This window comes from Pseudomonas sp. Root569, from assembly GCF_001427465.1.
GTDB classification, from domain to species: domain Bacteria; phylum Pseudomonadota; class Gammaproteobacteria; order Pseudomonadales; family Pseudomonadaceae; genus Aquipseudomonas; species Aquipseudomonas synxantha.
Genome location: NZ_LMGQ01000009.1, coordinates 40,678 through 66,838, shown reverse-complemented (window position 1 = coordinate 66,838; position 26,161 = coordinate 40,678). Strand labels below are relative to the sequence as shown.

Sequence of the window (26,161 nt, the reverse complement as noted above, 5' to 3'; positions counted from 1 at the left end):
TCAGGATTTCAGGTAGCCGTTAGCGGCCAGAAAACTTTCAGTGATGTTCCCGGATGCAGGCTCTGCGGCCTTTTCGCCCATCAGCAGGCGCTCCAGGTAACGGGCAAGCAAGTCGACTTCGAGATTCACCCGGCGACCTGGCTGGTATGACGCCATGATGGTTTCGCTCAAGGTGTGGGGAATGATGGTCAGTTCAAATTCGGCGCCATTGACGGCGTTCACGGTCAGGCTGGTGCCGTCGACGGTGATCGAGCCTTTGTGGGCGATGTACTTGGCCAGCTCTTTGGGCGCGCGGATACGGAATTCCACGGCACGCGCATTTTCGCTGCGGGCCACTACTTCGCCGACACCGTCGACATGGCCGCTGACCAGGTGACCGCCCAGGCGCGTGGTAGGCGTCAGGGCTTTTTCCAGGTTGACCGGGCTGCCGGCCTTGAGGTCGTTCATCGCGGTGCAGTCCAGGGTTTCCCGGCTGACGTCGGCGGCAAAGCCTTTGCCCGGCAGCTCGACGACGGTCAGGCACACGCCGCTGACGGCAATGCTGTCGCCCAGCTTGACGTCGCCCAGGTCCAGCTTGCCGGTTTCAACCAGCAGGCGGACGTCGCCACCTTTGGGGGTCATTGCACGGATGCTGCCAATGGCTTCGATAATGCCGGTGAACATGTCGTTCTCCTGAAAACGAGGGCGGGCGCTCAAGCGCAGGCCGGGAATTATACGCTCGCTGCCGGGACGGGAATGGCAGTGACTCGCCAGTCGTCGCCTACAGCACGCATTTCAGTGATCTTGAGTCGAGGGGCGTCGGCCAGCTTTTCAAGCGGCCAGTCCAGCAGCGGCCGGGCGGCGGATCCGAGGAATTTGCCGGCGATGAAAATCACGTATTCGTCCACCAGGCCCTGTTGGGCAAACGCACCCGCCAGGCTCGGGCCGGCTTCCACCAGCACCTCGTTGACGCCACGTGCGGCCAACGCCACCAGAGCAGAACGCAGGTCAACCTGACCGTCCACGCCCGGCACCACCAGGCACTCGGGGCCGCGGGGGTACTGGTTTTGCGCGGTGACGCAGGTGATGACCAATGCCGGTCCGGCTTTGAAAAAGGGGGCGTTGAGCGGCACCCGCAGCCGGCCATCGATCAACACGCGCAACGGTGGGCGCGACATGGCCAGGGCCGTGGTGGCTTCATCCAGACCCAGCTCAGCGGCACGTACGGTCAAGCGGGCATCATCGGCCAGCACCGTGTCGGCACCGGTCAACACCACACTGGCCTCGGCACGCAGGCGCTGGACGGCGGCGCGGGCAGCGGGGCCGGTGATCCATTGGCTTTCGCCGCTGGCCATCGCGGTGCGGCCGTCCAGGCTCATGGCCAACTTGACCCGCACAAACGGCAGGCTGTGCTCCATGCGCTTGAGAAAGCCCGGGTTTAGCGCCCGCGCCTCAGCTTCCAATACGCCGCTGCGCACCTCGATACCGGCCTGGGCCAGACGCTGCATACCGCGCCCGGCCACTTCCGGGTTGGGGTCCTGCATGCCTGCGACCACCCGCGCCACGCCAGCCGTCACCAGCGCATCGGCGCAGGGCGGCGTATGGCCATGGTGGCTGCACGGTTCAAGGGTGACGTACACCGTCGCGCCACGGGCCTTGTCACCGGCGGCGCGCAAGGCATTCGGCTCGGCGTGGGGCTCGCCGGTGCGCTCGTGCCAGCCTTCGCCGACAATCTGCCCGTCACGCACAATCACGCAGCCTACCCGCGGGTTGGGGTGAGTGGTGTACAGGCCCTTGCGCGCCAATTCGAGGGCGCGGGCCATGTAATGGGCGTCGAGGACCGTCTGTTCAGCGCTGGGAGAGTTCATTTCTTCACCGGCTCACGGGCCAGGCGGTCGATTTCTTCGCGGAACTCATTGAGGTCCTGAAAGCGTCGATACACCGAGGCAAAACGAATATAGGCGACTTCGTCGAGCTTTTGCAGCTCGCCCATCACCAGCTCGCCGACGACCAGGCTCTTGACCTCGCGCTCGCCGGTCGCACGCAGCTTGTGCTTGATGTGCACCAGCGCCGCTTCCAGGCGCTCGACACTTACCGGGCGTTTTTCCAGGGCGCGCTGCATACCGGCGCGCAGTTTTTCTTCGTCGAAAGGCTGGCGGCTGCCGTCGGACTTGATCAGACGGGGCAATACCAGTTCGGCGGTTTCGAAGGTGGTGAAACGTTCACCACAGGCCAGGCATTCGCGCCGACGACGCACTTGATCGCCCTCGGCGACCAGACGCGAATCAATGACCTTGGTGTCGTTGGCACCGCAGAAGGGACAGTGCATGGTTGGCAGGCAACAAAAAATGGGAGGGCCATGGTAGCGCATCCCCGTGGCAAGACAAGCCATAGCCTTTACGGTATATAGGCAGGCCTATATGTTTCATATTTTTAAGCCACGGATTTTGTCCTTTCTGGAGCCGTACATGCAGTTACGACCATTTGTTCTACTCACCCTGTTCAGTTTTCTGGTCGCCTGCAGCAGCGAAGCCCCCAAGCCGGCCGCGCCTCAACCGACACCGGCGCAAGAGAAAAAAGTCCCGGGCATTGAAGACCTCGGCCCCCTGCCCGCCTATCAACGGGAAATCAGCGGCAGCCTGACCAACGTGCCCGCCGGCGCCGAAGTCGAAATGGCGCTGCTGGTGATCGACGACCGTTCGCGCCCGCAACAACTGCTCGCCAGCAGCGTGCTGAGCGGCAATGGCAAGCCGCTGGCCTTCCGCCTGCGCTTCAACCCTGAAGCCTTCCCGGCCGGTGCGCGGGTTGAATTGCGTGGCCGCGCCAGCCAGTCTGGCCAGTTGATCCTGCACCTGCCTGCGGTACGCATCACCCAGGCGATCACCCAGAGCACCGGCCCCCTGCAACTCGTCAAGGCGCCATGACACCACCGCAGCACCTGCAGCGTGCCCTGAGCGAGTTGATCGGCGACGCCCAATTGGTGCCCTGCCCGCTGCCGGGCACCGACCTGTCGCTGTGGCTGCTCGACGCCGACAACATGGACCGCGCCTTCAGCCAGGAAGAAACCCGGCGCATCCTGCATGAGCCGCCCTACTGGAGTTTTTGCTGGGCCAGCGGCCTGGCGTTGACACGCTACCTGGCGGCGCATCCCGAGTGGGTCGCGGGCAAACGCGTGCTGGACTTCGGCGCCGGCTCTGGCGTGGCCGGGATTGCCGCGGTAAAAGCCGGCGCCCTGGAAGTGGTGGCCTGTGATCTCGACCCGCTGGCCCTGGCCTCTTGCCGCGCAAACGCCGAACTCAACCAGGTGGAACTGGGCTATTCGGCAGACTTTTTCGCCGAAGCCGACCGCTTCGACCTGATCCTGGTCGCCGACGTGCTTTACGACCGCGCCAACCTGCCGCTGCTGGATCAATTCCTCAGCCGTGGCCGCGAAGCGCTGGTGGCGGATTCGCGGGTACGGGACTTCCGTCACCCGCATTATCAACGGCTGGAGATCCTGGACGCGCTGACCCTGCCTGACTTGGCCGAGCCTTGGGAGTTTCGCAAGGTGAGCCTGTACCATTCCCGGCGCCAGCCCTTATAGTTGCCCCCATTCCCGCTTTATTCGAGACGCCCCATGAGTGAGCCCACGCCGTACATCTTCGACGTCACCACCGCCAACTTCGACCAGGCGGTGATTCAGAATTCTTTCGAAAAACCCGTGCTGGTGGACTTCTGGGCCGAGTGGTGTGCGCCCTGCAAGGCACTGATGCCGATGCTGGCGCAGATTGCCGAGAGTTATCAGGGCGAGTTGCTGCTGGCCAAGGTTGACTGCGAGGCCGAGCAGGACATCGTCGCGCGCTTTGGCATTCAAAGCCTGCCTACGGTGGTGTTGTTCAAGGATGGCCAGCCGGTGGACGGGTTTGCCGGTGCACAACCGGAGTCGGCAGTGCGGGCCATGTTGGAACCCCATGTGCAGATGCCACCACCAGCTGCGGCGGATCCGCTGGAACAGGCCCAGGCGTTGTTCAGCGAAGGGCGTATCAGCGAGGCCGAAGCGCTGCTGGTGGCGCTGTTGGGCGAGGACAATACCAACGCCCCGGCACTGATCCTGTACGCACGCTGCCTGGCCGAACGCGGTGAGTTGGGCGAAGCCCAGGCCGTGCTCGACGCAGTGAAGGGCGACGACCACAAGGCCGCCCTGGCCGGGGCCAAGGCGCAAATCACCTTCCTGCGCCAGGCTGCGGACTTGCCGGATGCTGCCGACCTGAAAAGCCGCCTGGCGCAAAACCCGCAGGACGATGAAGCGGCCTATCAGTTGGCGATCCAGCAACTGGCGCGCCAGCAATACGATGGGGCGCTGGAAGGTCTGCTCAAGCTGTTTATCCGCAACCGCAGCTACAGCGAAGGCTTGCCCCACAAGACCTTGCTGCAGGTGTTCGAACTGTTGGGCAATGATCACCCGCTGGTCACGGTGTACCGTCGCAAGTTGTTTGCTGCGTTGTACTAATCAGCGATCCAGCTGTACAGCGGCGTATCACCGCCGCTGCTCACTTTGACCTTGGCGCTGTGGCGCAGACGGACCAGCAGGCGCTTGCCTGCCCCGGCATCGCCAGCCAACCCTTCCAGTTGATCGAGCAATTCCAGACCATTGAGCTGCCCGGCGTTGCGCAGCAAATCCTGGGCGTGCTGCCACAGATCCTCGCTCTGTTTGACTGGCGTCGTCATCGACGCACTGGGCGTTGGAGCAGCCTGTAACTGTGCGCCCAGCCGCGCCCAATCGCCGTCATCCAGTTCCAGGGTCAAGTCCACCGGCAGGTCGCCGACGGTTCCACGAATTCGCAACATCGTCCTTACTCCTGCATTTTTCTGATGGGCATGCTCCCATGCCGCTTGCGCAACGCCAAGCGGGCGGTCAAACTCAAACTTATTGTTATAAGATCACATAACATAACTTTCATCTTGGAGCCGTCCCATGCGCCGTTTGCTGCTCGCTTTGCCGTTTGCCCTGCTGCCACTGGCTGTCGCACATGCTCACGAAGATCATGAACACGAGCATGGCAGTCTTGGCGCCCACGAACACGGCGTCGCTCGCCTCAACGCGGTTCTGGACGGCCAGGCCCTGGAGCTTGAACTGGACAGCCCAGCCATGAACTTGGTGGGGTTCGAGCATGCCGCGACCAGCGCCGCCGACAAAGCCAAGGTCGCCGCCGCGCGCAAGCAGCTGGAGAACCCACAGGCACTGTTCAACCTGCCCAAGGCCGCAGGCTGCAAGGTCAGCAGCCAGGAACTCAACAGCCCGCTGTTCGGTGACAAGCCCGAAGCCGAGCATGACGACGATGACCACGCCACCGACGGCAAAGGCGCTGCCGCCCACGAGCATCATCACGACCACAGCGAGATCCACGCCCACTATCAGTTCACCTGCGCCACGCCGACGGCCCTGGGCAACCTCGACCTGAACCAAGTGTTCAAGACCTTCCCTGCGACCACGAAAATTCAGGTACAACTGATCGGCCCAAGCGGTCAGCAAGGTGTTGACGCGACGGCCACCGCAGCCACCCTGAAGTTCTGAGTTCACATGACCCACCCATTGATCGAACTGTCCAACCTGAGCTTCAACTGGCCCGGTCACCCAAAGTTGCTGGACATCCCCGCGTTCCGCCTGGAGCCTGGGGAAACCCTGTTTCTCAAGGGCCCGAGCGGCAGTGGCAAGACCACGCTGCTGGGGCTCTTGGGTGGCGTGCAGAAACCCAGCCAGGGCAGCATCCGCCTGCTCGGCCAGGAATTGACCGAACTCTCGGCCGGCGCCCGTGATCGTTTCCGCGTCAACCACACCGGCTACATCTTCCAGCAATTCAACCTGCTGCCGTTTCTGTCGGTGCGTGAAAACGTCGAGCTGCCTTGCCACTTTTCCAAGCTGCGCGCACAGCGGGCCCGGCAGCGCCACGGCAGTGTCGACCAGGCGGCCGCGACCTTGCTCGCGCACCTGGGTTTGAAGGACAAGGATCTGCTTGAGCGGCGCTCCGACTCGCTGTCGATCGGCCAGCAACAACGGGTCGCCGCGGCCCGTGCGTTGATCGGCCAACCGGAGCTGGTGATCGCCGACGAACCCACCTCGGCCCTGGACTACGACGCCCGCGAAGCCTTCATCCAGTTGCTGTTCGCTGAATGCCGCGACGCTGGCGCCAGCCTGTTGTTTGTCAGCCATGACCAGAGCCTGGCGTCGCTGTTCGACCGCAACCTGTCGCTGGCCGAACTCAATCGCGCCGCAACGCCCGCAGAGGTTTGAGATGTATCTGTTCCGTCTAGCCATGGCCAGCCTGGCTAACCGCCGCTTTACCGCGATCCTCACCGCCTTCGCCATCGCGCTTTCCGTTTGCTTGTTGCTCGCGGTGGAACGGGTGCGCGTCGAAGCGCGCAACAGTTTCGCCAGCACCATCAGCGGCACCGACCTGATCGTCGGCGCACGTTCGGGCTCAGTGAACCTGCTGCTGTACTCGGTGTTTCGCATCGGCAACGCCACCAACAACATTCGTTGGGACAGCTACGAACACTTCGCCGCCAACCCCCAGGTGAAATGGGCGATTCCGATTTCCCTCGGCGACTCCCATCGCGGTTACCGGGTGATGGGCACCAACGAATCCTACTTCGAACACTACCAGTACGGGCGCAAGCAAAACCTCGAACTGGCCAGCGGCCGCGCTTTCGCCACCGACCCGTTCGAAGTGGTGCTCGGCGCCGAAGTCGCCGACGCCCTGCATTACAAACTCGGCGACAAGCTGGTGCTGGCCCACGGCGTGGCTGTGGTCAGCCTGGTCAAGCATGATGACAAACCCTTCACCGTGGTCGGTATCCTCAAGCGCACCGGCACCCCGGTGGACCGCACCCTGCATATCAGCCTGGGCGGCATGGAAGCGATCCATATCGACTGGCACAACGGCGTGCCGGCCCAGGGCAAAGGCCGCGTCAGCGCCGACCAGGCGCGCAATATGGACCTGACTCCACAAGCCATCACCGCGTTCATGCTCGGCCTGAACAACAAGATTTCCACCTTCGCCTTGCAAAGGGAGATCAATGAGTTCCGTGGCGAGCCGATGCTGGCGATCCTGCCGGGCGTGGCCCTGCAAGAGCTGTGGAGCATGATGGGCACCGCCGAGAAAGCCTTGTTCGTGATCTCGCTGTTCGTGGTGCTGACCGGCTTGATCGGCATGCTCACGGCTATTCTCACCAGCCTCAACGAACGCCGCCGCGAGATGGCGATCCTGCGTTCGGTGGGCGCGCGCCCGTGGCATATCGCAACCCTGTTGATCTTCGAAGCCTTCGCCCTGGCCTTGGCCGGCGTGATGGCAGGCGTAGGGTTGTTGTATGTGTGCATCGCCGCGTCAAGGGGTTACTTGCAGGCCAACTACGGCCTGGATCTGCCGATGTCCTGGCCGAGCGAATATGAATGGACCCTGCTGGCGGGTATCCTCGCGGCAGCGCTGTTGATGGGCAGCGTGCCCGCGTGGCGTGCCTATCGACAATCTTTGGCCGATGGCCTGTCCATTCGTTTATGAGGAAGGCTTCGATGCGTCGTGCCCTGTTTGCCCTGTTGCTGCTGGTGAGCGTGCCCGTGTGGGCGGATGAGCCGCCCAGGGACTTGTCCTGGCAGGAGATGATCCCACCGGATGCACCGCCGGAAATCCCCAATATGAAACCGCTGCACGACCTGTCGAACATGGCCGATGCCTTGTCCGTCGAGGCTGCCCCCGCGGCCAAGCAGGACCTGCCCAACGCGCCGGTGGTGCAGGGTCTCGACGGCCAGCACATTCGCCTGCCGGGGTATATCGTGCCGCTGGAAGTCAGTGAGGAAGGTCGTACTACCGAGTTCCTGCTGGTGCCGTATTTCGGCGCGTGCATTCATGTGCCGCCACCGCCGTCGAACCAGATCGTGCATGTCAAAAGCGAAGTCGGCGTGAAGCTCGATGAGCTGTATCAGCCGTACTGGATCGAAGGTGCGATGCAGGTCAAGCCGTCGTCGAGTGAACTGGCCGACGCCGGTTACCAGATGGATGCCGAGAAGATTTACATGTACGAGCTGCAGGAGTAGCGCTGATCAACCTTTCATTGAGCTGAGTCAAAAGACTGAACGGAACGATCTTTACCATTGGACGTACAACTTTTAACGTCCTCTGGAGCTCCCATGAACAAGTCTCTGCTCGGCGCGTCCCTCTTCGCGCTCGCCCTCGTCGCCCCGGTCGCACACGCTCACCAAGCGGGCGATATCCTGGTGCGTGCCGGTGCAATCACCGTGAACCCGGACGCCGACAGCGGCAAAGTCAAGGTTGACCAGGGCCCACTGGCCGGCACCAACTTGGGCGGCAAGGCGACCATGAGCAGCGACACCCAGTTGGGCTTGAACTTCGCCTACATGATCACCGACCACGTGGGTATCGAACTGCTGGCCGCCACGCCGTTCGAGCATGACGTGAAACTCAAGAACACCGCCCTGGGCGCCGCCAACGGCAAGCTCGGCTCGCTCAAACACCTGCCGCCGACCCTGAGCGTCGTGTACTACCCGCTGGACAACAAGTCGGCGTTCCAGCCCTACGTGGGTGCCGGTATCAACTACACCTGGATCTACGACGAACACGTTGGCGGCCGTGCCGAACAAGCCGGTTTCAGCAACTTCAAGGCCGAGAACTCCTGGGGCTGGGCCGCACAGATCGGCGCCGACTACATGATCAACGACAAATGGATGATCAACGCCCAGGCGCGCTACATCGACATCAGCACCAAGGCGACTGTGGATAACAACGCGCTGGGCCAAGGCACTCGCGCCAAGGTCAATGTGGACGTGGACCCAATGGTTTACATGGTGGGTATCGGCTACAAGTTCTAAGCGATATTTCACGAACACCACACAACCAATGTGGGAGGGGGCTTGCTCCCGATAGCGGTGGATCAGTCCATGAACCTGTTGACTGACACTCTGCTATCGGGAGCAAGCCCCCTCCCACATTTTGGTTTTGTGTGGTGTCAGCTATGGCGATAGAAGCGGTCCAGCAACGCCGGCAACCCTGCCCGCCACGCCCGGGGCTTGATGCCGAAGGTGTGGAGGATCTTCTTGCACGCCAACACCGCGTGCTGCGGTTCTTCTGCCGCATCCGGCCGCGCCGCGTGGGCCTGGGCGGTGGGGGATTCAATGGCCAGCGCGTGGAAATTGCGCGCCTCGGTGAGGATCGCCTGGCCAAGCGCCAGCGGCGTGGTCGCTTCATGCCCGGCATAGTGGTAGGTGCCCCACAACGGCGCCGCGCAATCGAGTTGCTTGAGCACCGAGATGATCACCCGTGCGGCATCGTCTACCGGCGTCGGGTTGCCGCGACGGTCGTCCGCCATCAGTAACTCGTCGGGTTTCTCGGCACGGGCCAGAAAACGCCCGAGCGTTCCGTCAACGCTGTCATCCAGCAACCAGCCAAAGCGCAGCAGCACATGCTGTGGGCAGGTGGCGCGCACGCTTTGTTCGATACGCCACAGCGCCTGGCCGCGCAGGCCCAGGGGCACCGGCTCGTCTTTCTCGCTGTAGGCGGTGGCGCGGGAGCCATCGAACACACGATAGCTGGACGGTTGCAGCAGCGTGATGCTGTGGTGCTGACACAGTTCGGCAAGGCGCTCGATGGCGAATTCCTGGCCGGCCAGGCGGGTTTCGCTTACGGCTTCGGCCTGGAACCAGTCGAAATAGTAGGCGAGATTGATCAACGCATCGGGACGGGTGTCGTCGAGCAATAGGGTGAGGCTTGCGGCATCCCAGCCGTCTTGGGGCGGTTTGGGTGCGAGGAAACCGATGTCTTCCTCTGCACCGAGGCGAATCAGCGCCTGCCCGAGGGCATTCCCGCCGCCCAGTAACATAAGGCGCATTCGCATAGATTGAGCAGGCCCGGTCTGTTTGGAACGATGGTTGTTGTCGGCAGGCGCGTGAGCCTTGCCGTAGGTTTATTCCAGAATCGTTGCATTTTGCGGGTTTGTAGCGCAACCGTCACGGATAAAGTACGTGTTTGCAACTTGTTGGAGCAGGTGGCATCAATCACTACATGAACAGTCCCGAATCAACGAACAGCGCACTGGACGGATTCCACCCCGCCGTCAGCACCTGGTTCCGTAACACGTTCCCTTCGGTGACCGGCGCACAGGCCCAGGCGTGGCCATTAATTCGCCAGCGCCGCTCAACGTTGATCGCCGCGCCCACCGGTTCCGGCAAGACCCTCACCGCCTTTCTCGCAGTGCTGGACGATCTGGTGCATCAAGGCTTGGCGAACGGTGGACAACTGCCGGATGAAACACTGGTGGTCTACGTCTCGCCGCTCAAGGCACTTTCCAATGACATCCAGATCAACCTGCAAATCCCGTTGGCAGGCATAACCGAGCACCTTGAAAAGCTAGGCCTGCCACCCCTGGTCATTCGCACCGCTGTGCGCACCGGCGACACTCCGCAAAAAGACCGCGCCCAGATGCGCAAACGCGCACCGCATATCCTGGTCACCACTCCGGAATCGCTCTACGTGTTGCTCGGCTCGGATTCCGGCCGACACATGCTCGCCAGCACGCGCACGGTGATCGTCGATGAGATCCACGCGATCGCCGCCGGCAAGCGTGGCAGCCACTTGGCCTTGAGCCTGGAGCGCCTGCAAGGGCTGTGTGCCGAGCCATTGACCCGTATCGGCTTGTCGGCCACGCAAAAACCCATCGAAGCCGTCGCCCGCTTTTTAGTCGGCACCGACCGTGATTGCGCCATCGTCGATATCGGCCACGCCCGTCCCCGCGACCTGGCGATCGAAGTACCGCCGGTGCCGCTCTCGGCGGTAATGGCCAACGACGTGTGGGAGTTAGTCTACGACCGCCTCGCGCAATTGGCCCGCGAACACCGCACCACGCTGGTATTCGTCAACACCCGGCGCCTGGCCGAACGCCTGGCCCGGCACTTGAGCGAGCGCCTGGGCAAGACCGCCGTGGCCGCTCACCATGGCAGCCTGGCCAAGGAGATGCGCCTGGACGCCGAACAGCGCCTCAAGGCCGGCGAACTGCAAGTGTTGATCGCCACGGCATCCCTGGAGCTGGGGATTGATATCGGCGAGGTAGACCTGGTCTGCCAGATCGGCTCGCCGGGTTCGATCAACGGCTTTCTGCAACGGGTCGGCCGTTCCGGGCACCAGGTCGGCGGCACGCCCAAGGGGCGCCTGTTTGCCACCACTCGCGACGACCTGATCGAATGCGCCGCGCTGCTCGACTGCGTGCGCCGTGGCGAGCTGGATACCTTGCATATTCCGGTGGCGCCGCTCGATGTACTGGCCCAGCAGATCATCGCCGAGGTCAGCGCCCAAGAATGGCCGGAACAGGCGCTGCTGGCGCTTGTCCACCGCGCCGCACCCTACGCCGAACTGGATGTACGCCACTACCAGGCCCTTTTGCAGATGCTCAGCGAGGGCTATAACGGCCGCCAGGGCATGCGCAGCGCCTACCTGCACCGCGACGCCGTGACCCACACCCTGCGCGGCCGCCGTGGCGCCAGGCTCACCGCAGTAACCAGCGGCGGCACGATCCCCGACAACGCCGACTACAGCGTGTTGCTGGAGCCGCAAAGCCTGAATATCGGCAGCGTCAACGAAGACTTTGCGGTGGAAAGCATCGCCGGGGATATCTTCCAGCTCGGCAATACCTCCTATCGCATCCTGCGGGTCGAAGCCGGCAAGGTGCGGGTCGAGGATGCCCAGGGCCAACCTCCGACCATTCCGTTCTGGCTGGGTGAAGCCCCCGGGCGCAGCAACGAGTTATCGGTGGCTGTGGCCCGCTTGCAAGGGCAGTTGGACAGCTTGCTCGGCGCCACGCCCGGCGACCTGCAACCGGCCCTCGACTGGCTTACCGGCACCCTGGGCCTCAATGTCGCCAGCGCCGATCAACTGTTGGACTACCTCGCCCGGTCGCGCCTTGCCCTGAGCGCCCTGCCGTCCCAGGACACATTGATCATGGAACGGTTTTTCGACGCATCCGGCGGCACCCAACTGATCATCCACACGCCGTTTGGCAGCCGCATCAACCGCGCATGGGGCCTGGCCTTGCGCAAGCGCTTTTGCCGCACGTTCAATTTCGAGCTGCAAGCGGCGGCCAGTGAAAATGCCATCGTGCTGTCGTTGTCCACCAGTCACAGCTTCGCGCTGGATGAGGTGTGGCGTTACCTCAACAGCAACAGTGCCGAACACATCCTGATCCAGGCCGTGCTGGATGCGCCACTGTTTGGTGTGCGCTGGCGCTGGAATGCCGGCGTCGCCCTGGCGCTGCCGCGTTATACCGGCGGGCGCAAGGTGGCGCCGCAGATCCAGCGCATGAAGAGCGAAGACCTGATCGCCAGCGTGTTTCCCGACCAGATCGCCTGCCTGGAAAACCTTGCCGGCGAACGCGAAATTCCCAACCACCCGCTGGTGGAGCAAACCCTCGACGACTGCCTGCACGAAGCCATGGACAGCGACGCCTGGCTGGCGCTGCTGCGGCGCATGGAGCGCGGCGACGTGCGGTTGATCAGCCGCGACCTGCCCGCGCCCTCGCCCATGGCCGCAGAAATCCTCAGCGCCAAGCCCTATACCTTCCTCGACGACGCGCCCCTGGAAGAGCGCCGCACCCAGGCCGTGCTCAACCGCCGCTGGAGCGACCCGCAGAGCACCGACGACCTGGGCGCCCTGGATGCCGACGCCGTCGCCGGTGTACGCGAAGAAGCCTGGCCCGCGCCCAATGGCCTGGATGAAATGCATGAGGCGCTGATGAGCCTGGCATGCATCGCAGCGAGCGAAGTTACGCCGCAATGGGCCCAATGGCTGCTGGCATTGCGCAACGCCGGGCGGGCCTATCAGTTGTCTAACGGAATGTGGGGCGCCGTGGAGCGCTTGAGCTGTTTGCAGGCGCTGTATCCCAACGATCTGCCGTTGCTGCCGGGGTTCGATGAGCCCTGGTCCTTCGATGAAGCGCTGGTGGAAGTGCTGCGTGCGCGCCTCAGTGGTTTTGGCCCGCTGACCCTGGTCGAGATCGCAGCGCCCCTGGCCTTACCGGTGGAGTCGATTACCCAGGCCCTGGCACGCCTGGAACAGGAAGGCTACGTGCTGCGCGGCCACTTCAGCCCCGGCGTGGGTGAAGAACAATGGTGCGAACGTCATTTGCTGGCGCGCATTCATCGCTACACGGTCAAGCGCCTGCGCCGGGAAATCGAGCCGGTGGCATTGCAGGATTTCATGCGCTTTCTGTTCGATTGGCAGCACCTGTCCGACAGCACACGTGGCCAGGGCAGCGCGGTGTTGCCGCAGATTGTCGGCCAGTTCGAAGGCTATGCCGCGGCCACGTCGGCCTGGGACACCGACCTGCTCAGCGCCCGCATCAAGGATTACTCATCGACCTGGCTCGATGACCTGTGCCGCAGCGGCAAGCTGGTCTGGACGCGCCTGAGCAACAAGGCCGGCGCCATGGCGTTGCGCAGCACCCCGGTGGTTTTGCTCCCCCGTAGCCAGGTAGCGTTGTGGAGCGGGCTGACCGAGCCTACCGACAGCACCACCTTGTCGCCCAAGGCCCAGAAGGCCCACCTGGCCCTGCGCGAGCATGGCGCGCTGTTTTTCGATGAACTGGTGCACGAGGCCCATTTGCTGCGCAGCGAACTGGAGATAGCCTTGCAGGAACTGGTAGGCGCCGGCCTGGTGAATGCTGACAGTTTCGCCGGCCTGCGCGCCTTGACCACCCCTGCCAGCAAACGCCAGGCGCGCAGCAGTCGACGTGGGCGCGGGGCGTTTGTCGGCGGTATGGACGATGCCGGGCGTTGGGCCTTGGTTCGCCGCTCGGCGACCGCCGCCGGCGCGCATTCGGCCGAGACCCTGGAGCATGTGGCGATGACCCTGCTGCGCCGTTATGGTGTGGTGTTCTGGCGGCTGCTGGAGCGTGAGGCGGACTGGTTGCCAAGTTGGCGTGAGCTGCTGCGCACTTTCCATCGGTTGGAGGCGCGGGGCGAAATTCGTGGCGGGCGGTTTGTCAGTGGGTTGGCGGGGGAGCAGTTTGCATTGCCTGAGGCGATACCGCTGCTGCGCGAGGTGCGGCGGCGGCCCCATGATGGGAGTTTGATTGCAGTGTGTGGGGCCGATCCGTTGAATCTTGTCGGCACGCTGTTGCCGGGGGCCAAGGTGCCAGCGGTGAGCGGTAATCGGATTGTGTATCGTGATGGGGTGCCGGCGGCGGTGATGGTCGCCGGCAAGCAACAGGTGTTGCTGGAGGTGGATCAGCAAGCGGTGCAGGAGAAGTTGATCAGGCGCTGACCTTGAGGGCCTCATCGGGGGCAAGCCCCCTCCCACACTTGAAATGTGTTCACAAATCTAAATGTGAGGGGCTTGCTCCCGATGGGGCCTCATCATTGAGACCTGGGCTGCTCAGTCAGCACCAGCGCATCCGGCTCTTCCACCTGCGCCACACGTTTTGGCAACAACACCTGCTGTGGATAAGTCTGCGCAAAGTGCACCTCATCACAGTTATCCACAAGTTTTTTCAACCGCTGGTTAAACGCCCGGCTGACCGCATATTGCCCACCCGACACCGTACGGAACTGTGCGGTAAGCACCACGCCATTGAGGTCCATCTTGTCCACGCCAAATACTTCCAGCGGCCCTTGCAGGTTGTATTTGAGGAACACGTCGTCGCGAATCGATTGGCCCGCTTCGCGGATCAGTTCCACGGCCTTGTCCACGTCGGTGTCGTAGGTGAATTGCACCGAGAAGAAGGCATAGGCGAACTGCCGCGACTGGTTGGTAACCGCCTTGATCTGCCCGAACGGCACCGAATGCACAAAACCCTTGCCGTCGCGCAAGCGCAGGGTGCGGATGGTCAGGCCTTCGACGGTGCCGGCGTGGCCGGAGTCGAGCACCACCCAATCGCCGATGGACAGGGTGTCTTCGATAATGATGAACAGGCCGGTAATCACGTCCTGCACCAACTGCTGGGAGCCGAAACCAATGGCCAGGCCCACCACCCCGGCACCCGCCAGCAACGGCGCGACGTTGATGCCAAGGTTTGCCATGGTGGTGATCGCGCAAATCACCACCAGGATAATCTTCACCGCATTGCGCAGCAGCGGCAGGATGGTTTTCACCCGAGTGCTGGGCTGGCGGCTGGAGCGTTTATTCACCGGCGGCTTGAGCGCTTCCTGGATCGCCGTGTCGAGCACCACCCAGAACAGCCAGGTCACCAACAGGATCAGGCCGATGCTACTGAGGGAATCGCTGATGGCCCGGCCCACCGAGTTGCGCTGGGCAAATTCGAATAGCGAAACACCCCAGATACGCCCGAGGATTTCGATAAACGCGATAGCCATCACGATACGCAGGATCGCGTGCAGCAAACTGAGGAAGCGCTCCTTGTAGGCGCTGCTCCGTTGGATCGACACTTGGCTGCGGGATTTGAACAGGTGTTGCAGCACGGTGCTGAGAAACACGGTGCCGATCAGCAGCAGCGTGGTGAGCAGTGCGCAACGCAGGGCCTTTTGGTTGTCGTCGCCGGCGCCGATCAGGTTGACCGCCGACACCAGCACCATCAACAGGATCGGCCAGTACCAAAGCCCGGAAAACACCCGCAGCGATTGCTGCAAGGCCGGATGTTTGAGGCGCTGGGCCAACGGCCGGTTACGGATCAAATGGGCCACCGGACGGCGCAGGCGCACCACCAGCACACCAAAAATTACTGCGGCAAACAGGCCGGTAAATACCGCGATACTGCTGGTGATATTGCCGCCCAGTTGACGAGCGATCTGCGGGCTGGTCAACGCGTCGCTGAGGGCGGCAAGGAAGCCGATCAGGAACAGCGGCTTGGGGCAGTAGTCACGAATAATCTGCACGGCGGGCCGTTTGTGCCCGACGTTAAACATCACAATGACGCACAGCAGCATCGAGGTCGAAAAGATGCCGCTGCTGGTGGCATAGGCAAAACACAGCGCCAGCGCACGGCCCACCGAAGCGGCCAAGAAGTGGCTTACATAGAGGGTAAGCGGCAGGCAGATCAACGCTGGAATCGTGTAGGGCACTATGTAGCCGAGCAAGCCTTGCAAGCGCTGGCGTCGTGCGACGAACGGGCGCCGGCTGGAGCGCTGCACGACCCAGTGCCCCAGTAACGTCAACACGGCAAAGGCACCGATCCACACCCCGGACAACAGCAGAAAATCGCCGGCCACACTCCACGGCGAGCGCGCGGCGGTCTGGTCGACCAGGCGCCCCACTTCATCCGCCGCCCGATCGGCACGCAGGCGCCAGGCATCGACGAGGTTCTGGTTGAGGTCGAGCTTGTCCTGCACGTCATCGATACTGGAACTGATGGCCCCGAGCAGCCCGCCCTCCACCAACAGCTCCGGCTTGGCCGGCGTTTCGGTGGCAGGCGCGGTGGCCGCGGCTTGCAGTGCGCCGTTGCCGCACAGCAACAGTGCGGCGAGCAGTAATGCAGTCTTTAGATTCAGCAAAACAACGGGCTCCTTCAGCAGGGTCTGTAAGGAACTGACGGGTTTGGCCTTGGATCGTTCCCTGCGCTTTTTGGGCATGTGATTCAAAAAGGTGGAAGGGGCTTGTCCCTCCCACATTTGGCACCCCGTACCGTCTGTAGGAATGTGGAAACTTTCAGGCAAATATCGCAGTCATCCCATAACGGAGGTCAATCCACCCATCATTTACGGGAGCAAGCATGGCGGCGATTCATATCGGCATTTCCGGCTGGCGCTACACGCCCTGGCGCGGGGACTTCTACCCCGAGGGGCTGACCCAGAAACGCGAGCTGCAGTTTGCGTCACGTGCCGTCAACAGCATCGAAATCAACGGTTCGTTCTACGCGCTGCAAACCCCCAAGCGCTACGCCGAATGGTATGCCGATACGCCTGAGGGCTTCGTATTCAGCGTCAAGGCGCCGCGCTATATCACGCATATCCTGCGCCTGCGGGAGGTGCACAAGCCAATGGCGAACTTCTTCGCCTCCGGGGTATTGGAGTTGAAGGAAAAACTCGGCCCCATCCTTTGGCAGTTCCCGCCCAGCTTCAAGTTCGACGCCGCGCTGTTTGAAACCTTCCTTGCCGAACTACCCACCGACACCCATCAGGCCGCTGCCCTGGCCCGCCAACATGAGTCACGCCTGAACGGCAAGGCCAGCATGAAAGCCTATGCCAAGAAGCCTTTGCGCCATGCCGTGGAGATTCGCCACAAGAGTTTTGCAGTGCCGGAATTTGTGCAGATGCTGGACAAGCACGGCGTCGCTCTAGTGGTGGCAGACACCGCCGGCAAGTGGCCGTATATCGAAGACGTCACCGCCAACTTCATGTACTTGCGCTTGCACGGCGACAAGCAGTTGTATGCCAGTGGCTATAGCGCCGAAGCGCTCAAGCGCTGGGGTGACCGTATCGAGCGCTGGGCCAACGGCAAGCAGCCTGCGGACGCGCACCTCGTCGACCCACAACACAAACCCCGTGCCCGCAAACAACGCGACGTGTTCTGCTTTTTCGACAATGACATCAAGGTTCGCGCCCCCTTCGATGCACGCCAATTGCTGCAGCGTTTCGAACTGGACAAGCACCTGGCCACCGAGCCCGGCAAGTTGCCGGAACCCGGAGTATTGCCATGACCCAGCCCGAATTGATTCCGATCACGCCGACCACTCCCATCACTCGTTTCACCGTGCTGACGGTCAATATCCACAAGGGCTTCACGGCCTTGAATCGGCGCTTCATCTTGCCCGAGTTGCGTGAGGCAGTGCGCAGCGTGGGCGCCGACATGGTGTTCCTGCAGGAAATTCACGGCACCCACGAACGTCATCCCCAGCGCTACAGCGACTGGCCAAAAATGCCGCAATACGAATTCCTCGCCGACAGCATCTGGCCGCAGTTTGCCTATGGTCGCAATGCGGTCTACCCCCATGGCGACCATGGCAATGCACTGCTGTCGAAATTCCAGATCATTCGCTACGACAACCTCGACATTTCCCAAAGCGGCCACGAAAACCGTGGCCTGCTGCATTGCGTGCTGCGCTTGCCGGGTGGCGAGCGCGAGATACATGCGATCTGCATCCACCTGGGCTTGCGCGAGGTACATCGCCAGCAGCAATTGCGCTTGCTGGAGCAGCGCATCCGCGAGATTCCGGCCGATGCGCCGCTGGTGGTCGCCGGCGATTTTAACGACTGGCGCCAAAAGGCCGACCTGAGCCAAAGCGGCCTCCATGAGGTGTTTGTCCATGCCCATGGCAAGCCGGCACGCACTTTCCCGGCACGCCTGCCATTGCTGCCTCTGGATCGCATTTATGTGCGCAACCTGACGATCCATAATCCTCGCGTGCTCACCACGCGGCCCTGGTCTCACCTGTCGGATCATGTGCCCCTGTCGGTGGAGATTGAGCTATGAACGTTGCGGTAGAGCATATCGCCACCGACCAGCCGCCGGACGACAGCAAGGCGCGCGACATGGATTACGGCTGGCAGAGCGGCAACCGTGTGGAGTTGCTGGAGAATGGCGAGGCGTACTTTCCCGCGGTGTTCGACGCCTTGCGCGGCGCCCAGCGCGAAATCCTGTTGGAGACCTTCATCCTGTTTGAGGACAAGGTTGGCCATGAGCTGCAAGGCATCCTTATCGAAGCGGCGCAGCGCGGGGTGAAAGTGGTGGTCAGCCTTGATGGCTTTGGATGTGGCGAGCTGAGCCCGGCCTTTCTTGGCGAATTGGCCGAGGCTGGAGTGATGGTGCAGATGTTCGACCCAGCCTCCAAGACCCTGGGCATACGCACCAACTGGTTCCGCCGCCTGCACCGCAAGATCGTGGTGGTGGACGCCAGCGTGGCGTTTATCGGCGGGATCAATTTTTCCGCCGACCACTTGGCGGATTTCGGCCCCGAGGCCAAGCAGGATTATTCAGTACAGGTGATCGGCCCGGCAGTGGCTGACCTGCACCACTTTGCCCTGGCCCAAAGTGGTCGCCAGGTGCGCAGCCGTCGTGGCTGGCGACGGCGTCAGCAGCGGCCTTCGCCCTGGACCAACGAGCAAGGTGACGGCTTGGTGCGCCTGATTTATCGCGACAATATCCAGCATCGCGACGACATCGAAGAGGCGTATATCCACGCCCTGAGCCAAGCCCGCCAGCGAGTGGTGATCGCCAACGCCTACTTCTTCCCTGGCTATCGCCTGCTGCGCGAGATTCGTAACGCGGCGCGCCGTGGCGTGCACGTGCAATTGATCATGCAGGGCCAGCCCGATGTGCTGCTGGCCAAGCTGGCGGCGCGCATGCTCTACGACTATCTGCTCAAGGATGGCGTGGTGATCCACGAGTATTGCCAACGCCCGCTGCACGGCAAAGTTGCGCTGGTGGACGACGAATGGAGCACCGTGGGCTCCAGCAACCTCGACCCACTGAGCCTCGCGCTGAACCTGGAAGCCAATGTGCTGATTCGTGACCGGGCATTCAATCAGCAGTTGTACGAACGCCTGGATGCACTTGCCAGGAATCATTGCCAGACCATGCCTGCCAAGCGCAAGCCGCGCCTGTGGCTGTGGCGCCTGACCGTGGGCTTTTTGGTATTCCATGTGATGCGCCACTTCCCTGCGCTGACCGGCTGGTTGCCAGCGCACAAGCCGCGCTTGAAACCTTTTGAGAGTAGGCCCCATGACGTCTGAAATCAGCGGTTCGCGGTTCAAGCGCTGGAAGAAACCGCTGACGATTGCGTTCTTCCTGCTGCTGATCGTCCTGTTCACCCTGCTCGCCCGGCGTATCGACTGGAGCGAAGTGTTCCAGACCCTGGGCGACTTCAAGCTGCGCACGTTGCTCATCGCTGGCGCCCTGACCTTGTGCAGTTTTATCGTCTATGCCTGTTTCGATCTGATCGGCCGCACCTACATTCGCCAGCCGCTGCGCTGGAAGCAGATCCTGCCGGTGGGCATCATCAGTTACGCGTTCAACCTCAACCTCAGCGCCTGGGTAGGCGGCATCGCCATGCGCTATCGGCTGTATTCGCGACTGGGGGTAAGCACCAGCAATATCGCCAAGATCCTCGGCCTGAGCCTGGCCACCAATTGGTTTGGTTATATGGCACTGGCCGGGGTGGTATTCAGCAGCGGGCTGGTCACCATGCCGCCCGGCTGGAAGCTCAGCAGTGGCGCCTTGCAAGGTGTCGGCATGTTGTTGGTAATCGCAAGCCTTGGGTATCTGGCGGCATGCAGGTTTTCGAAAAAACGCGCATGGTCGATCCGTGGCGTCGAGATCAATCTGCCGTCGCTGCGCATGGCCTGCCTGCAACTGGCCCTGGGCGCCTTGAACTGGTCGCTGATGGCGGCGGTGATTTTTACCTTGCTGCCGGCCAAGCTGGATTATCCGCTGGTGTTAGGGGTGTTGCTGATCAGTGCGATTGCCGGTGTGGTCACCCATATACCTGCCGGGCTTGGGGTGTTGGAGGCGGTGTTTATCGGCCTGCTGCAACACGAGGCGTCGCGGGGGAGTTTGCTGGCGGGCCTGATCGCGTATCGGGCGATTTACTTTATTTGTCCGCTGTTGATTGCCTTGGTGATGTACCTGGGCGTGGAGGCGAAGGCCAAGGCCCTGCGGGTGAAGAAGACACCCGCTTAGCGCGTCAGCGGGATTGAATGATGCTTAACCGCTCGCCCACCACCATCTCGGTAATCCAGTCCACCAGGATCGAGGTGTACGCCTGTTGCGACACCGGGTCGCTCAGGGAATGGTCGGCACCATCGATGATGCGGTGGGTCAGGGAATGGGTCTGCTGGCACGCCGCGCGATAACTCATGATGGTGGCATGGGGCACATGGTCATCGGTTTCCGATTCGACGATCAGCACATCGCCAGTAAATTGTGCACAGGCATGCAGGGCACGGTTGGTCTCGGCATGCACGAGGGTGCCCCGGTAATCCATCAAGTCGGCTTTATCCAGGTCGCGCTTGGGCTTGAGCCATTCCTGGTCGCGGTACAGTGCGGGCACCCGCAGCGCCAGCCAACGTACTGGGCGTAACGAGGTGAGGATGGCCGCCAGGTAGCCGCCATAGCTGGTGCCAACCACCGCCACCGCCGAGGTGTCGATAGCCGGGTGAGACAGCAGGCGGTCGTAGGCGGCCAGCAGGTCGCGCAAGTTGTCTTCACGGGTGACGCGGGACAAGGGTATGCCGTTGCCAGCATGGCCGCGCAGGTCGAAAGTCAGGCAAACGCAGCCAAGGCCGGCAATGCCTTTGGCTCGCTCGAGGTCGCGCTCCTGGCTGCCGCCCCAACCGTGTACAAACAACACGCCAGGCACTTTGGATTTGGGACTGAGGAATGTCCCGCTCATCTGTTCGTCGTCTATATCGATGGTGATGCTCTCGCTTCTAGCCGTCATAAGGTTTGACCGTCACGTATTTGAGAAGAAATTCGCTGTTTTCGGCCGGGCCTCGGTAGACCTCGATGGCATCCGCCGGCAGCGCTTGCTCCACGTAGGTTTCCACCGAGGACACACGAATGGCCCTGAGACCCGGGTTGTTGATAAAGCTCTGCAGCGCCGCGACCTCTGCGCTGCTTGCGCCGCCCATGCGCCAGGATTGCTCGAGCACACCACTGCGCCGTTGGTTGTCGCTGTCCAGACCCTGGGCTATATCGTAGTTGCGCCGCGAGGCGTAGAAGCCCGGGTAGGCTTCGTCGGCAGCGTTGTCGAACACCCGAGCCTGCTCGATGGCTTCACGCACATCCTCTGGCAAGTCCAGCTTGAGCAGGTCTTCGTAGTAACCGCGCACGACCAAGAGATTGGAGCCGCCGTAAACCTTTTCGCCCTGCCCGTCCTGGGCCAGGTACTGCTCGCCGCAGTAGCTGAATACGTGAGCGCCGATAAAGCTCTGACCCACACTGTGGGTGACCACCTCGTGCAGATCCTGTTCCAGCACCACGCCCTCACTGAACATCTTGCTCGCTTCTGGACGTGCCAAGACCGCGTCGAACTCATCGAGGCTGTGGATAACTTCCTGGCCACGTCCTGCGCAGGCATGCACGGGCTTGAGGCGAATCGGACCGCTGTAGAGCAGACGAGTGGCGGCGGGCCTGGCGTCGTTGAGGCTGAACACAGTCAAGCCATCCAACACGACGTCGCGCACTCGCTCGCAGAATAACGGCGACCACCCTTCAGGCGCTTTTGCCTCAGGGCCCAGCAGGCCATGGCTGATGGCTTTGGTGCAGATGAAATCATGGTCGACATAACCGCCCCACAAGTCTTCTGGCCCCTTGATATTGAGCTCACGTGCTTGGGCGGGCCCAACCAGCGTTTGTGTGGGCAAAAGATACAGTTCACGCCCAGCGTGCAAATCGGGGTCGTAACTGCCACCGAATTTGAGCCCGAGGATCTGCGCCAGCCAGCGGGCCAAGGCGAGGTTGGTTTCAACTTCATGCTGCGGCGCACCCTCTCGCGTGGAGTATGCGACCACCAGTTTCTTGCGATTCGTTGGGGTCATGCGTTCCCCCTTGGTTATCCCGCTCTTATGTGTAGCACAAAGGCTGCATGGATCAGGCCAACGCACGGCTGGCAGGGATAGTCTTTAAATCAATAAGTTGCGGGGAAAGTGATGGCCGTTAGCCTGTCTTATTCTGCACGACCTGCGTTACACCACACGGCGTTCTGCACGATTCAAACACCAAACCGGTTGCGGTAATCGCTGGGGGCCAGGCCGGTAATCTTCTTGAAGATCGCACGAAAGGCGCTGGGATCCTGATAGCCCACGGTCCAGGCGATGTGGTCGATCGTGCCGTTGGTGAACTCCAGCATCTGTCGCGCCTTGCCTACCCGCAGGTGCTGGCAGTATTCGGTGGGTTTCAACCCGGTCGCAGTGCGAAACCGTCGCAGGAACGTGCGCTCTTCAAGGTTCGCCTCCCGTGCCATCGCCGCCACGCCGACATCCACCGCGCCACTGGCTTGCAACCAATGCTGGACCTTGAGGATTGCGCTGTCGCCATGCCTGAGAATCGGCGCAAAGTTGCTGCCGCACTGGCTGGCGCTGTCGCGGTGTTCGATCACCAGAAACCGCGCCGTGTCGGCCGCGATGCTCGGGCCCATCAGCCGGTCGACCAGGCGCAGACCCAGCTCGGACCAGGCCATCAGCCCAGCGGTGGTGATCAGGTCGCCGTCATCGACAATGGGTTTATCCGCTTCCAGGCGCACCGCCGGGTAACGGGCCGCGAAGGTTTTCGCGGATGACCAGTGGGTGGTGGCGCTGCGCCCGTCCAAAAGCCCGCTGCGCGCCAGCATGATCGAGCCGATGCACACGCCGCCAAGCACCGTACCGGCGGCATGCTGCTGGCGGATCCACTCCAGCAGCGCGGGCGGCGCCTGATCTTCGGTGAACTCAGCAATCGACGGGGGCACCAGTACGGCCATCATCGCTTGGTCCGGACCTGGGTGGCTGTCGAACACGCGCGCAGGCGTGCCGTGGGCATCCACCTGCCAGTGGCTGACCCGCAACAGCGGAAGTTGCCCGGTTCGATGCTCGGCGGCGATGCGATTAGCCACCCCGAACAGGTCCGTCAGGCCATGCACCGCCGCCAGTTGCGCGCCCTGGTAGATCAACACCCCCAGCTCGACGGTCCCGCGTTCCACGGTCATTGTCAGTTTTCCCCCTGTTATTGTCGGTGCAGCCAATCCTCGGTCTGATCGCCAGCTAAGATACTAGGCCCATCAAACCATCACGAGGCGATACACATGGCCAAGCAGGCGCTCATCCTAATCGATATCCAGAACGACTACTTCCCACAAGGCAAGTGGCCCCTCGACGGCGTGGAAGCCGCGGCAGACAAGGCGGCGCAAGTGCTACAGGCGTTTCGCCAGGCCGGCGATACAGTGATTCATGTGCGGCATGAATTCGAAGGCGACGACGCACCGTTCTTTACACCGGGCTCCGAAGGCGCGCACTTGCATGCCAAAGTGTTGAACGAGGGCGATGAACCGGTCGTGCTCAAGCACTTTGTGAATGCGTTTCGCCAAACCAACCTACGTACCTTGTTGGAACAGCGCAGCATCACCGATGTGGTAGTAGTCGGCAGCATGAGCCATATGTGCGTGGATGCCGTGGTGCGGGCGGCGGCGGACCTGGGCTACAAAGTCACGGTGATCCATGACGCGTGTGCCACTCGCGATCAGGAGTTCAACGGGCAGGTCATCCCAGCGGCTCAAGTACAAGGCGCATACATGGCAGCCCTGGCCTTCGGCTATGCGGGCGTGGTGTCAACGGATGAATTCTTGAAGGCGCAAGCGGCGGCCGCGTGACCGCCACTCGGATCGATGGCTCTAGCGTGTAGCAATGATGAACAGCCGCGGGAACGGCAGCAACACAGTGCCATCGGACAGGGCCGGATAGGCCTGGGTGATTCGCGCCTTGTACGCCTGCAGGAAAGCGGTTTTTTCATCACTGCTCAACGGCTCGAGAAAGGGCCGCAATGCCGACGCCTTGAACCACTCCACTACCGCCGCGTGATCCGCCAGCGGATGCTGATAAGTGGTGCGCCACACATCTACGGCACTGCAATGCTTACTCAGCAGTTCGTAGTAGTAGCTGGCGGTGTGCCGCTCATTGTGTTTGACCGCGCCGATCTTCGCGGACCATGGGCCGTCGGCCGCGACTTCGCGGGCCAGCCGGTGAGCAGGCTCGTCAAGGTTATCCGGTGTTTGCACCGCCAGCGTACCGCTTGGGTTCAGTTGGTTGATCAAGTGCGGGTAGAGCGTGGCGTGGTCGGGCAGCCATTGCAGCGAGGCATTGGCCAGGATCACATCGAAACTCTGTGCCGGACTCCAGGCACCGATATCTGCCAGCTCGAAGTTCAGCGCCGGCAGGCGCTTGCGGGCGTCAGCCAACATGTCATCGGAGCTGTCCATGCCGATCACCTGCGCCTCGGGGAAGCGTTTGGCCAGCACTTCAGTGGAGTTGCCCGGGCCGCACCCCAAGTCAACGGCTGTGCGCACGTCAGCAGTGGGAATGGCCGCGACCAGATCACGGACGGGGCGAGTGCGTTGCTGTTCGAACAGCGTGTATTGCTTGGCAGACCAGGTCATCGCAATTTTCCTTGTTCTAGAGATGAACGACAGCCTAAAACTTGTGAGCCATGAGAACAAATAGCCGAATTGATCGCCGCCCCTGTTAAAAGCCTGTCCGTGAGCGGAAAACTCGGCGCTGTCGGCACACGCCTCGCCTGTACAGACTAGAATTACTATCGACCCGAACAGGTTGAGTCTTCTTAGGGTCATCAACTTAACGCCAGCGTAGTGTCCACGGACGATTTTTCTGGCCTCCATCAGCCAAAAATCATTCACACGTCAATGGAGCTGAGCCATGGCCTATTTGAAAACTCGCGAAGGTAACGATCTTTACTACAAGGACTGGGGTAGTGGTCAGCCCGTTGTGTTTTGCCACGGCTGGCCGCTGAACAGCGACAGTTGGGAGTCTCAAATGCTGCACTTCGCCAACCATGGTTTTCGTGCCATTGCGCATGACCGCCGCGGGCATGGCCGATCAAGTCAACCGTGGGCCGGCAATGACATGGATCACTACGCAGATGACTTGGCGCAACTGATCGAGCACTTGGATCTGACCGCCGTGATTCTCTTCGGTTTCTCCACCGGGGGCGGGGAAGTGGCACGCTATATCGCACGGCACGGCACTGCACGCGTGGCCAAGGCAGGGTTGATCTGCGCCGTGACGCCCCTGATGTTAAAAACCCCCAGTAATCCGCAGGGGACGCCGATAGATGTTTTCGACGGCCTGCGCGCCGACTCCATTGCCAACCGTTCGCAGCTCTATCTTGACCTCGCAAGCGGACCATTCTTTGGATTCAACCGAACAGGGGTCGAGCCCTCGCCAGGCTTGATCAATTCGTTCTGGATGCAAGGCGTAATGGGAGGGCACAAAAATACGTTTGACAGTATCGAGGCTTTTTCGGAAACCGACTTCAGGGATGATCTGAAGTACTTCAACATCCCCACGCTGATCATCCATGGAGGCGACGATCAAATTGTACCGATCCAAGCTTCGGCCCTGGAGAGCAAGCGCTTGATCCCACACGCCCAACTGCTGGTATACACAGGCGCCCCTCATGGGTTGACCGACACGCACAAGGAGCGAGCCAATCAAGATATGTTGCGCTTTGCGCAATTGTAGTCGGCAGCAGTACACAAAAAAACGCGC

The 26,161-nt window shown here is 61.9% G+C and carries 25 protein-coding genes; 15 read left to right on the top strand and 10 right to left on the bottom strand.

Annotation, left to right across the window (positions count from 1 at the left end):
• Genes ASD70_RS10115 through nrdR form a run of 3 tightly spaced genes read right to left on the bottom strand, consistent with a single transcriptional unit; the run spans nt 1 to nt 2,308 of the window.
• The gene (locus tag ASD70_RS10115) at nt 1-663 is read right to left on the bottom strand and encodes a riboflavin synthase (RefSeq protein ID WP_056846345.1); all 663 of its coding nucleotides are present in this window, start codon (nt 661-663) and stop codon (nt 1-3) included.
• Nucleotides 664-710: 47 nt separating this feature from the next.
• Nucleotides 711-1,847 (bottom strand): bifunctional diaminohydroxyphosphoribosylaminopyrimidine deaminase/5-amino-6-(5-phosphoribosylamino)uracil reductase RibD, encoded by a 1,137-nt coding sequence (ribD, locus tag ASD70_RS10110; protein ID WP_046069741.1) that lies wholly within the window; start codon nt 1,845-1,847, stop codon nt 711-713.
• On the bottom strand, nt 1,844-2,308 hold the full coding sequence (gene nrdR / locus ASD70_RS10105) for a transcriptional regulator NrdR (protein ID WP_026082968.1): 465 nt from the start codon (nt 2,306-2,308) through the stop codon (nt 1,844-1,846). Before nrdR ends, ribD begins: the two co-directional genes overlap by 4 nt.
• Nucleotides 2,309-2,447: 139 nt before the next feature.
• Here nrdR and ASD70_RS10100 point away from each other — a divergent pair, with 139 nt between their 5' ends.
• The 3 genes from ASD70_RS10100 to trxA are packed head-to-tail and all read left to right on the top strand — an operon-like array spanning nt 2,448 to nt 4,468.
• Nucleotides 2,448-2,903 carry a YbaY family lipoprotein gene (locus ASD70_RS10100; RefSeq protein WP_046069742.1) on the top strand — a complete coding sequence of 152 codons (456 nt, stop codon included), beginning with the start codon at nt 2,448-2,450 and terminating at the stop codon, nt 2,901-2,903.
• On the top strand, nt 2,900-3,562 hold the full coding sequence (locus ASD70_RS10095; RefSeq protein WP_056846344.1) for a class I SAM-dependent methyltransferase: 663 nt from the start codon (nt 2,900-2,902) through the stop codon (nt 3,560-3,562). The genes ASD70_RS10100 and ASD70_RS10095 overlap by 4 nt, the downstream gene beginning before the upstream one ends.
• A gap of 33 nt (nt 3,563-3,595) precedes the next feature.
• Nucleotides 3,596-4,468 (top strand): thioredoxin, encoded by an 873-nt coding sequence (gene trxA / locus ASD70_RS10090; protein WP_056846343.1) that lies wholly within the window; start codon nt 3,596-3,598, stop codon nt 4,466-4,468.
• Here the strand turns inward: trxA and ASD70_RS10085 are convergent.
• A complete protein-coding gene (locus ASD70_RS10085) occupies nt 4,465-4,806 on the bottom strand; it encodes a hypothetical protein (RefSeq protein WP_046069745.1) in 342 nt (113 codons plus the stop codon). The two genes, trxA and ASD70_RS10085, sit on opposite strands and share 4 nt — an antisense overlap.
• A gap of 127 nt (nt 4,807-4,933) precedes the next feature.
• Between ASD70_RS10085 and ASD70_RS10080 the strand changes: the two genes are divergently transcribed.
• The 5 genes from ASD70_RS10080 (at nt 4,934) to ASD70_RS10060 (ending at nt 8,842) form a co-directional block, all read left to right on the top strand.
• Entirely contained in the window at nt 4,934-5,533 is a 600-nt protein-coding gene (locus ASD70_RS10080) for a DUF2796 domain-containing protein (RefSeq protein ID WP_056846342.1), read from the top strand.
• 6 nt (nt 5,534-5,539) lie between these two features.
• Complete coding sequence (locus ASD70_RS10075; protein WP_056846341.1) at nt 5,540-6,250, top strand: ABC transporter ATP-binding protein; 711 nt, start codon at nt 5,540-5,542, stop codon at nt 6,248-6,250.
• A gap of 1 nt (nt 6,251) precedes the next feature.
• Nucleotides 6,252-7,517 (top strand): ABC transporter permease, encoded by a 1,266-nt coding sequence (locus tag ASD70_RS10070; protein WP_046069748.1) that lies wholly within the window; start codon nt 6,252-6,254, stop codon nt 7,515-7,517.
• Between the two features lie 11 nt (nt 7,518-7,528).
• A complete protein-coding gene (locus ASD70_RS10065; RefSeq protein ID WP_043051134.1) occupies nt 7,529-8,050 on the top strand; it encodes a DUF3299 domain-containing protein in 522 nt (173 codons plus the stop codon).
• A 93-nt stretch (nt 8,051-8,143) separates the two neighbouring features.
• Entirely contained in the window at nt 8,144-8,842 is a 699-nt protein-coding gene (locus ASD70_RS10060) for an OmpW/AlkL family protein (protein ID WP_046069749.1), read from the top strand.
• A 137-nt stretch (nt 8,843-8,979) separates the two neighbouring features.
• On the opposite strand, the gene ASD70_RS10055 is transcribed toward ASD70_RS10060, so the two are convergent.
• Nucleotides 8,980-9,864 carry a sugar nucleotide-binding protein gene (locus ASD70_RS10055; protein ID WP_056846340.1) on the bottom strand — a complete coding sequence of 295 codons (885 nt, stop codon included), beginning with the start codon at nt 9,862-9,864 and terminating at the stop codon, nt 8,980-8,982.
• A 167-nt stretch (nt 9,865-10,031) separates the two neighbouring features.
• On the opposite strand from ASD70_RS10055, the gene ASD70_RS10050 reads away from it, so the two are divergent.
• On the top strand, nt 10,032-14,279 hold the full coding sequence (locus ASD70_RS10050) for a DEAD/DEAH box helicase (protein WP_056846339.1): 4,248 nt from the start codon (nt 10,032-10,034) through the stop codon (nt 14,277-14,279).
• A gap of 92 nt (nt 14,280-14,371) precedes the next feature.
• On the opposite strand, the gene ASD70_RS10045 is transcribed toward ASD70_RS10050, so the two are convergent.
• The gene (locus ASD70_RS10045; protein ID WP_046069752.1) at nt 14,372-16,462 is read right to left on the bottom strand and encodes a mechanosensitive ion channel family protein; all 2,091 of its coding nucleotides are present in this window, start codon (nt 16,460-16,462) and stop codon (nt 14,372-14,374) included.
• Between the two features lie 218 nt (nt 16,463-16,680).
• Here ASD70_RS10045 and ASD70_RS10040 point away from each other — a divergent pair, with 218 nt between their 5' ends.
• Genes ASD70_RS10040 through ASD70_RS10025 form a run of 4 tightly spaced genes read left to right on the top strand, consistent with a single transcriptional unit; the run spans nt 16,681 to nt 20,585 of the window.
• Complete coding sequence (locus ASD70_RS10040) at nt 16,681-17,607, top strand: DUF72 domain-containing protein (protein ID WP_056846338.1); 927 nt, start codon at nt 16,681-16,683, stop codon at nt 17,605-17,607.
• Nucleotides 17,604-18,380, top strand: coding sequence for an endonuclease/exonuclease/phosphatase family protein (locus tag ASD70_RS10035; RefSeq protein WP_046069754.1), 777 nt, complete (start codon nt 17,604-17,606; stop codon nt 18,378-18,380). Before ASD70_RS10040 ends, ASD70_RS10035 begins: the two co-directional genes overlap by 4 nt.
• Complete coding sequence (gene clsB / locus ASD70_RS10030) at nt 18,377-19,639, top strand: cardiolipin synthase ClsB (RefSeq protein WP_056846337.1); 1,263 nt, start codon at nt 18,377-18,379, stop codon at nt 19,637-19,639. The genes ASD70_RS10035 and clsB overlap by 4 nt, the downstream gene beginning before the upstream one ends.
• Entirely contained in the window at nt 19,629-20,585 is a 957-nt protein-coding gene (locus ASD70_RS10025; protein ID WP_056846336.1) for a lysylphosphatidylglycerol synthase domain-containing protein, read from the top strand. Before clsB ends, ASD70_RS10025 begins: the two co-directional genes overlap by 11 nt.
• Before the next feature lie 4 nt (nt 20,586-20,589).
• Here the strand turns inward: ASD70_RS10025 and ASD70_RS10020 are convergent, their stop codons facing one another.
• From ASD70_RS10020 to ASD70_RS10010, 3 genes are all read right to left on the bottom strand, one after another.
• A complete protein-coding gene (locus ASD70_RS10020) occupies nt 20,590-21,345 on the bottom strand; it encodes an alpha/beta hydrolase family protein (RefSeq protein WP_046069757.1) in 756 nt (251 codons plus the stop codon).
• Entirely contained in the window at nt 21,335-22,444 is a 1,110-nt protein-coding gene (locus ASD70_RS10015; RefSeq protein ID WP_056846335.1) for a DUF3182 family protein, read from the bottom strand. The genes ASD70_RS10020 and ASD70_RS10015 overlap by 11 nt, the downstream gene beginning before the upstream one ends.
• Before the next feature lie 173 nt (nt 22,445-22,617).
• Nucleotides 22,618-23,589, bottom strand: a complete 972-nt coding sequence (locus ASD70_RS10010; RefSeq protein ID WP_056846334.1) for a GlxA family transcriptional regulator — start codon at nt 23,587-23,589, stop codon at nt 22,618-22,620.
• Between the two features lie 96 nt (nt 23,590-23,685).
• On the opposite strand from ASD70_RS10010, the gene ASD70_RS10005 reads away from it, so the two are divergent.
• The gene (locus ASD70_RS10005; protein ID WP_056846333.1) at nt 23,686-24,249 is read left to right on the top strand and encodes a cysteine hydrolase family protein; all 564 of its coding nucleotides are present in this window, start codon (nt 23,686-23,688) and stop codon (nt 24,247-24,249) included.
• Nucleotides 24,250-24,270: 21 nt separating this feature from the next.
• On the opposite strand, the gene tam is transcribed toward ASD70_RS10005, so the two are convergent.
• A complete protein-coding gene (gene tam, locus ASD70_RS10000; RefSeq protein WP_056846332.1) occupies nt 24,271-25,032 on the bottom strand; it encodes a trans-aconitate 2-methyltransferase in 762 nt (253 codons plus the stop codon).
• Between the two features lie 277 nt (nt 25,033-25,309).
• Here tam and ASD70_RS09995 point away from each other — a divergent pair, with 277 nt between their 5' ends.
• Complete coding sequence (locus tag ASD70_RS09995; protein WP_046069762.1) at nt 25,310-26,134, top strand: alpha/beta fold hydrolase; 825 nt, start codon at nt 25,310-25,312, stop codon at nt 26,132-26,134.
• The last annotated feature ends 27 nt before the right edge of the window (nt 26,135-26,161 follow it).

Excerpts from the sequence above, each read along its gene's own strand:
- ASD70_RS10115 (WP_056846345.1), bottom strand. The coding sequence starts at position 663 with ATGTTCACCGGCATTATCGAAGCCATTGGCAGCATCCGTGCAATGACC.
- ribD (WP_046069741.1), bottom strand. The coding sequence starts at position 1,847 with ATGAACTCTCCCAGCGCTGAACAGACGGTCCTCGACGCCCATTACATG.
- nrdR (WP_026082968.1), bottom strand. The coding sequence starts at position 2,308 with ATGCACTGTCCCTTCTGCGGTGCCAACGACACCAAGGTCATTGATTCG.
- ASD70_RS10100 (WP_046069742.1), top strand. The coding sequence starts at position 2,448 with ATGCAGTTACGACCATTTGTTCTACTCACCCTGTTCAGTTTTCTGGTC.
- ASD70_RS10095 (WP_056846344.1), top strand. The coding sequence starts at position 2,900 with ATGACACCACCGCAGCACCTGCAGCGTGCCCTGAGCGAGTTGATCGGC.
- trxA (WP_056846343.1), top strand. The coding sequence starts at position 3,596 with ATGAGTGAGCCCACGCCGTACATCTTCGACGTCACCACCGCCAACTTC.
- ASD70_RS10085 (WP_046069745.1), bottom strand. The coding sequence starts at position 4,806 with ATGTTGCGAATTCGTGGAACCGTCGGCGACCTGCCGGTGGACTTGACC.
- ASD70_RS10080 (WP_056846342.1), top strand. The coding sequence starts at position 4,934 with ATGCGCCGTTTGCTGCTCGCTTTGCCGTTTGCCCTGCTGCCACTGGCT.
- ASD70_RS10075 (WP_056846341.1), top strand. The coding sequence starts at position 5,540 with ATGACCCACCCATTGATCGAACTGTCCAACCTGAGCTTCAACTGGCCC.
- ASD70_RS10070 (WP_046069748.1), top strand. The coding sequence starts at position 6,252 with ATGTATCTGTTCCGTCTAGCCATGGCCAGCCTGGCTAACCGCCGCTTT.
- ASD70_RS10065 (WP_043051134.1), top strand. The coding sequence starts at position 7,529 with ATGCGTCGTGCCCTGTTTGCCCTGTTGCTGCTGGTGAGCGTGCCCGTG.
- ASD70_RS10060 (WP_046069749.1), top strand. The coding sequence starts at position 8,144 with ATGAACAAGTCTCTGCTCGGCGCGTCCCTCTTCGCGCTCGCCCTCGTC.
- ASD70_RS10055 (WP_056846340.1), bottom strand. The coding sequence starts at position 9,864 with ATGCGAATGCGCCTTATGTTACTGGGCGGCGGGAATGCCCTCGGGCAG.
- ASD70_RS10050 (WP_056846339.1), top strand. The coding sequence starts at position 10,032 with ATGAACAGTCCCGAATCAACGAACAGCGCACTGGACGGATTCCACCCC.
- ASD70_RS10040 (WP_056846338.1), top strand. The coding sequence starts at position 16,681 with ATGGCGGCGATTCATATCGGCATTTCCGGCTGGCGCTACACGCCCTGG.
- ASD70_RS10035 (WP_046069754.1), top strand. The coding sequence starts at position 17,604 with ATGACCCAGCCCGAATTGATTCCGATCACGCCGACCACTCCCATCACT.
- clsB (WP_056846337.1), top strand. The coding sequence starts at position 18,377 with ATGAACGTTGCGGTAGAGCATATCGCCACCGACCAGCCGCCGGACGAC.
- ASD70_RS10025 (WP_056846336.1), top strand. The coding sequence starts at position 19,629 with ATGACGTCTGAAATCAGCGGTTCGCGGTTCAAGCGCTGGAAGAAACCG.
- ASD70_RS10020 (WP_046069757.1), bottom strand. The coding sequence starts at position 21,345 with ATGACGGCTAGAAGCGAGAGCATCACCATCGATATAGACGACGAACAG.
- ASD70_RS10015 (WP_056846335.1), bottom strand. The coding sequence starts at position 22,444 with ATGACCCCAACGAATCGCAAGAAACTGGTGGTCGCATACTCCACGCGA.
- ASD70_RS10010 (WP_056846334.1), bottom strand. The coding sequence starts at position 23,589 with ATGACCGTGGAACGCGGGACCGTCGAGCTGGGGGTGTTGATCTACCAG.
- ASD70_RS10005 (WP_056846333.1), top strand. The coding sequence starts at position 23,686 with ATGGCCAAGCAGGCGCTCATCCTAATCGATATCCAGAACGACTACTTC.
- tam (WP_056846332.1), bottom strand. The coding sequence starts at position 25,032 with ATGACCTGGTCTGCCAAGCAATACACGCTGTTCGAACAGCAACGCACT.
- ASD70_RS09995 (WP_046069762.1), top strand. The coding sequence starts at position 25,310 with ATGGCCTATTTGAAAACTCGCGAAGGTAACGATCTTTACTACAAGGAC.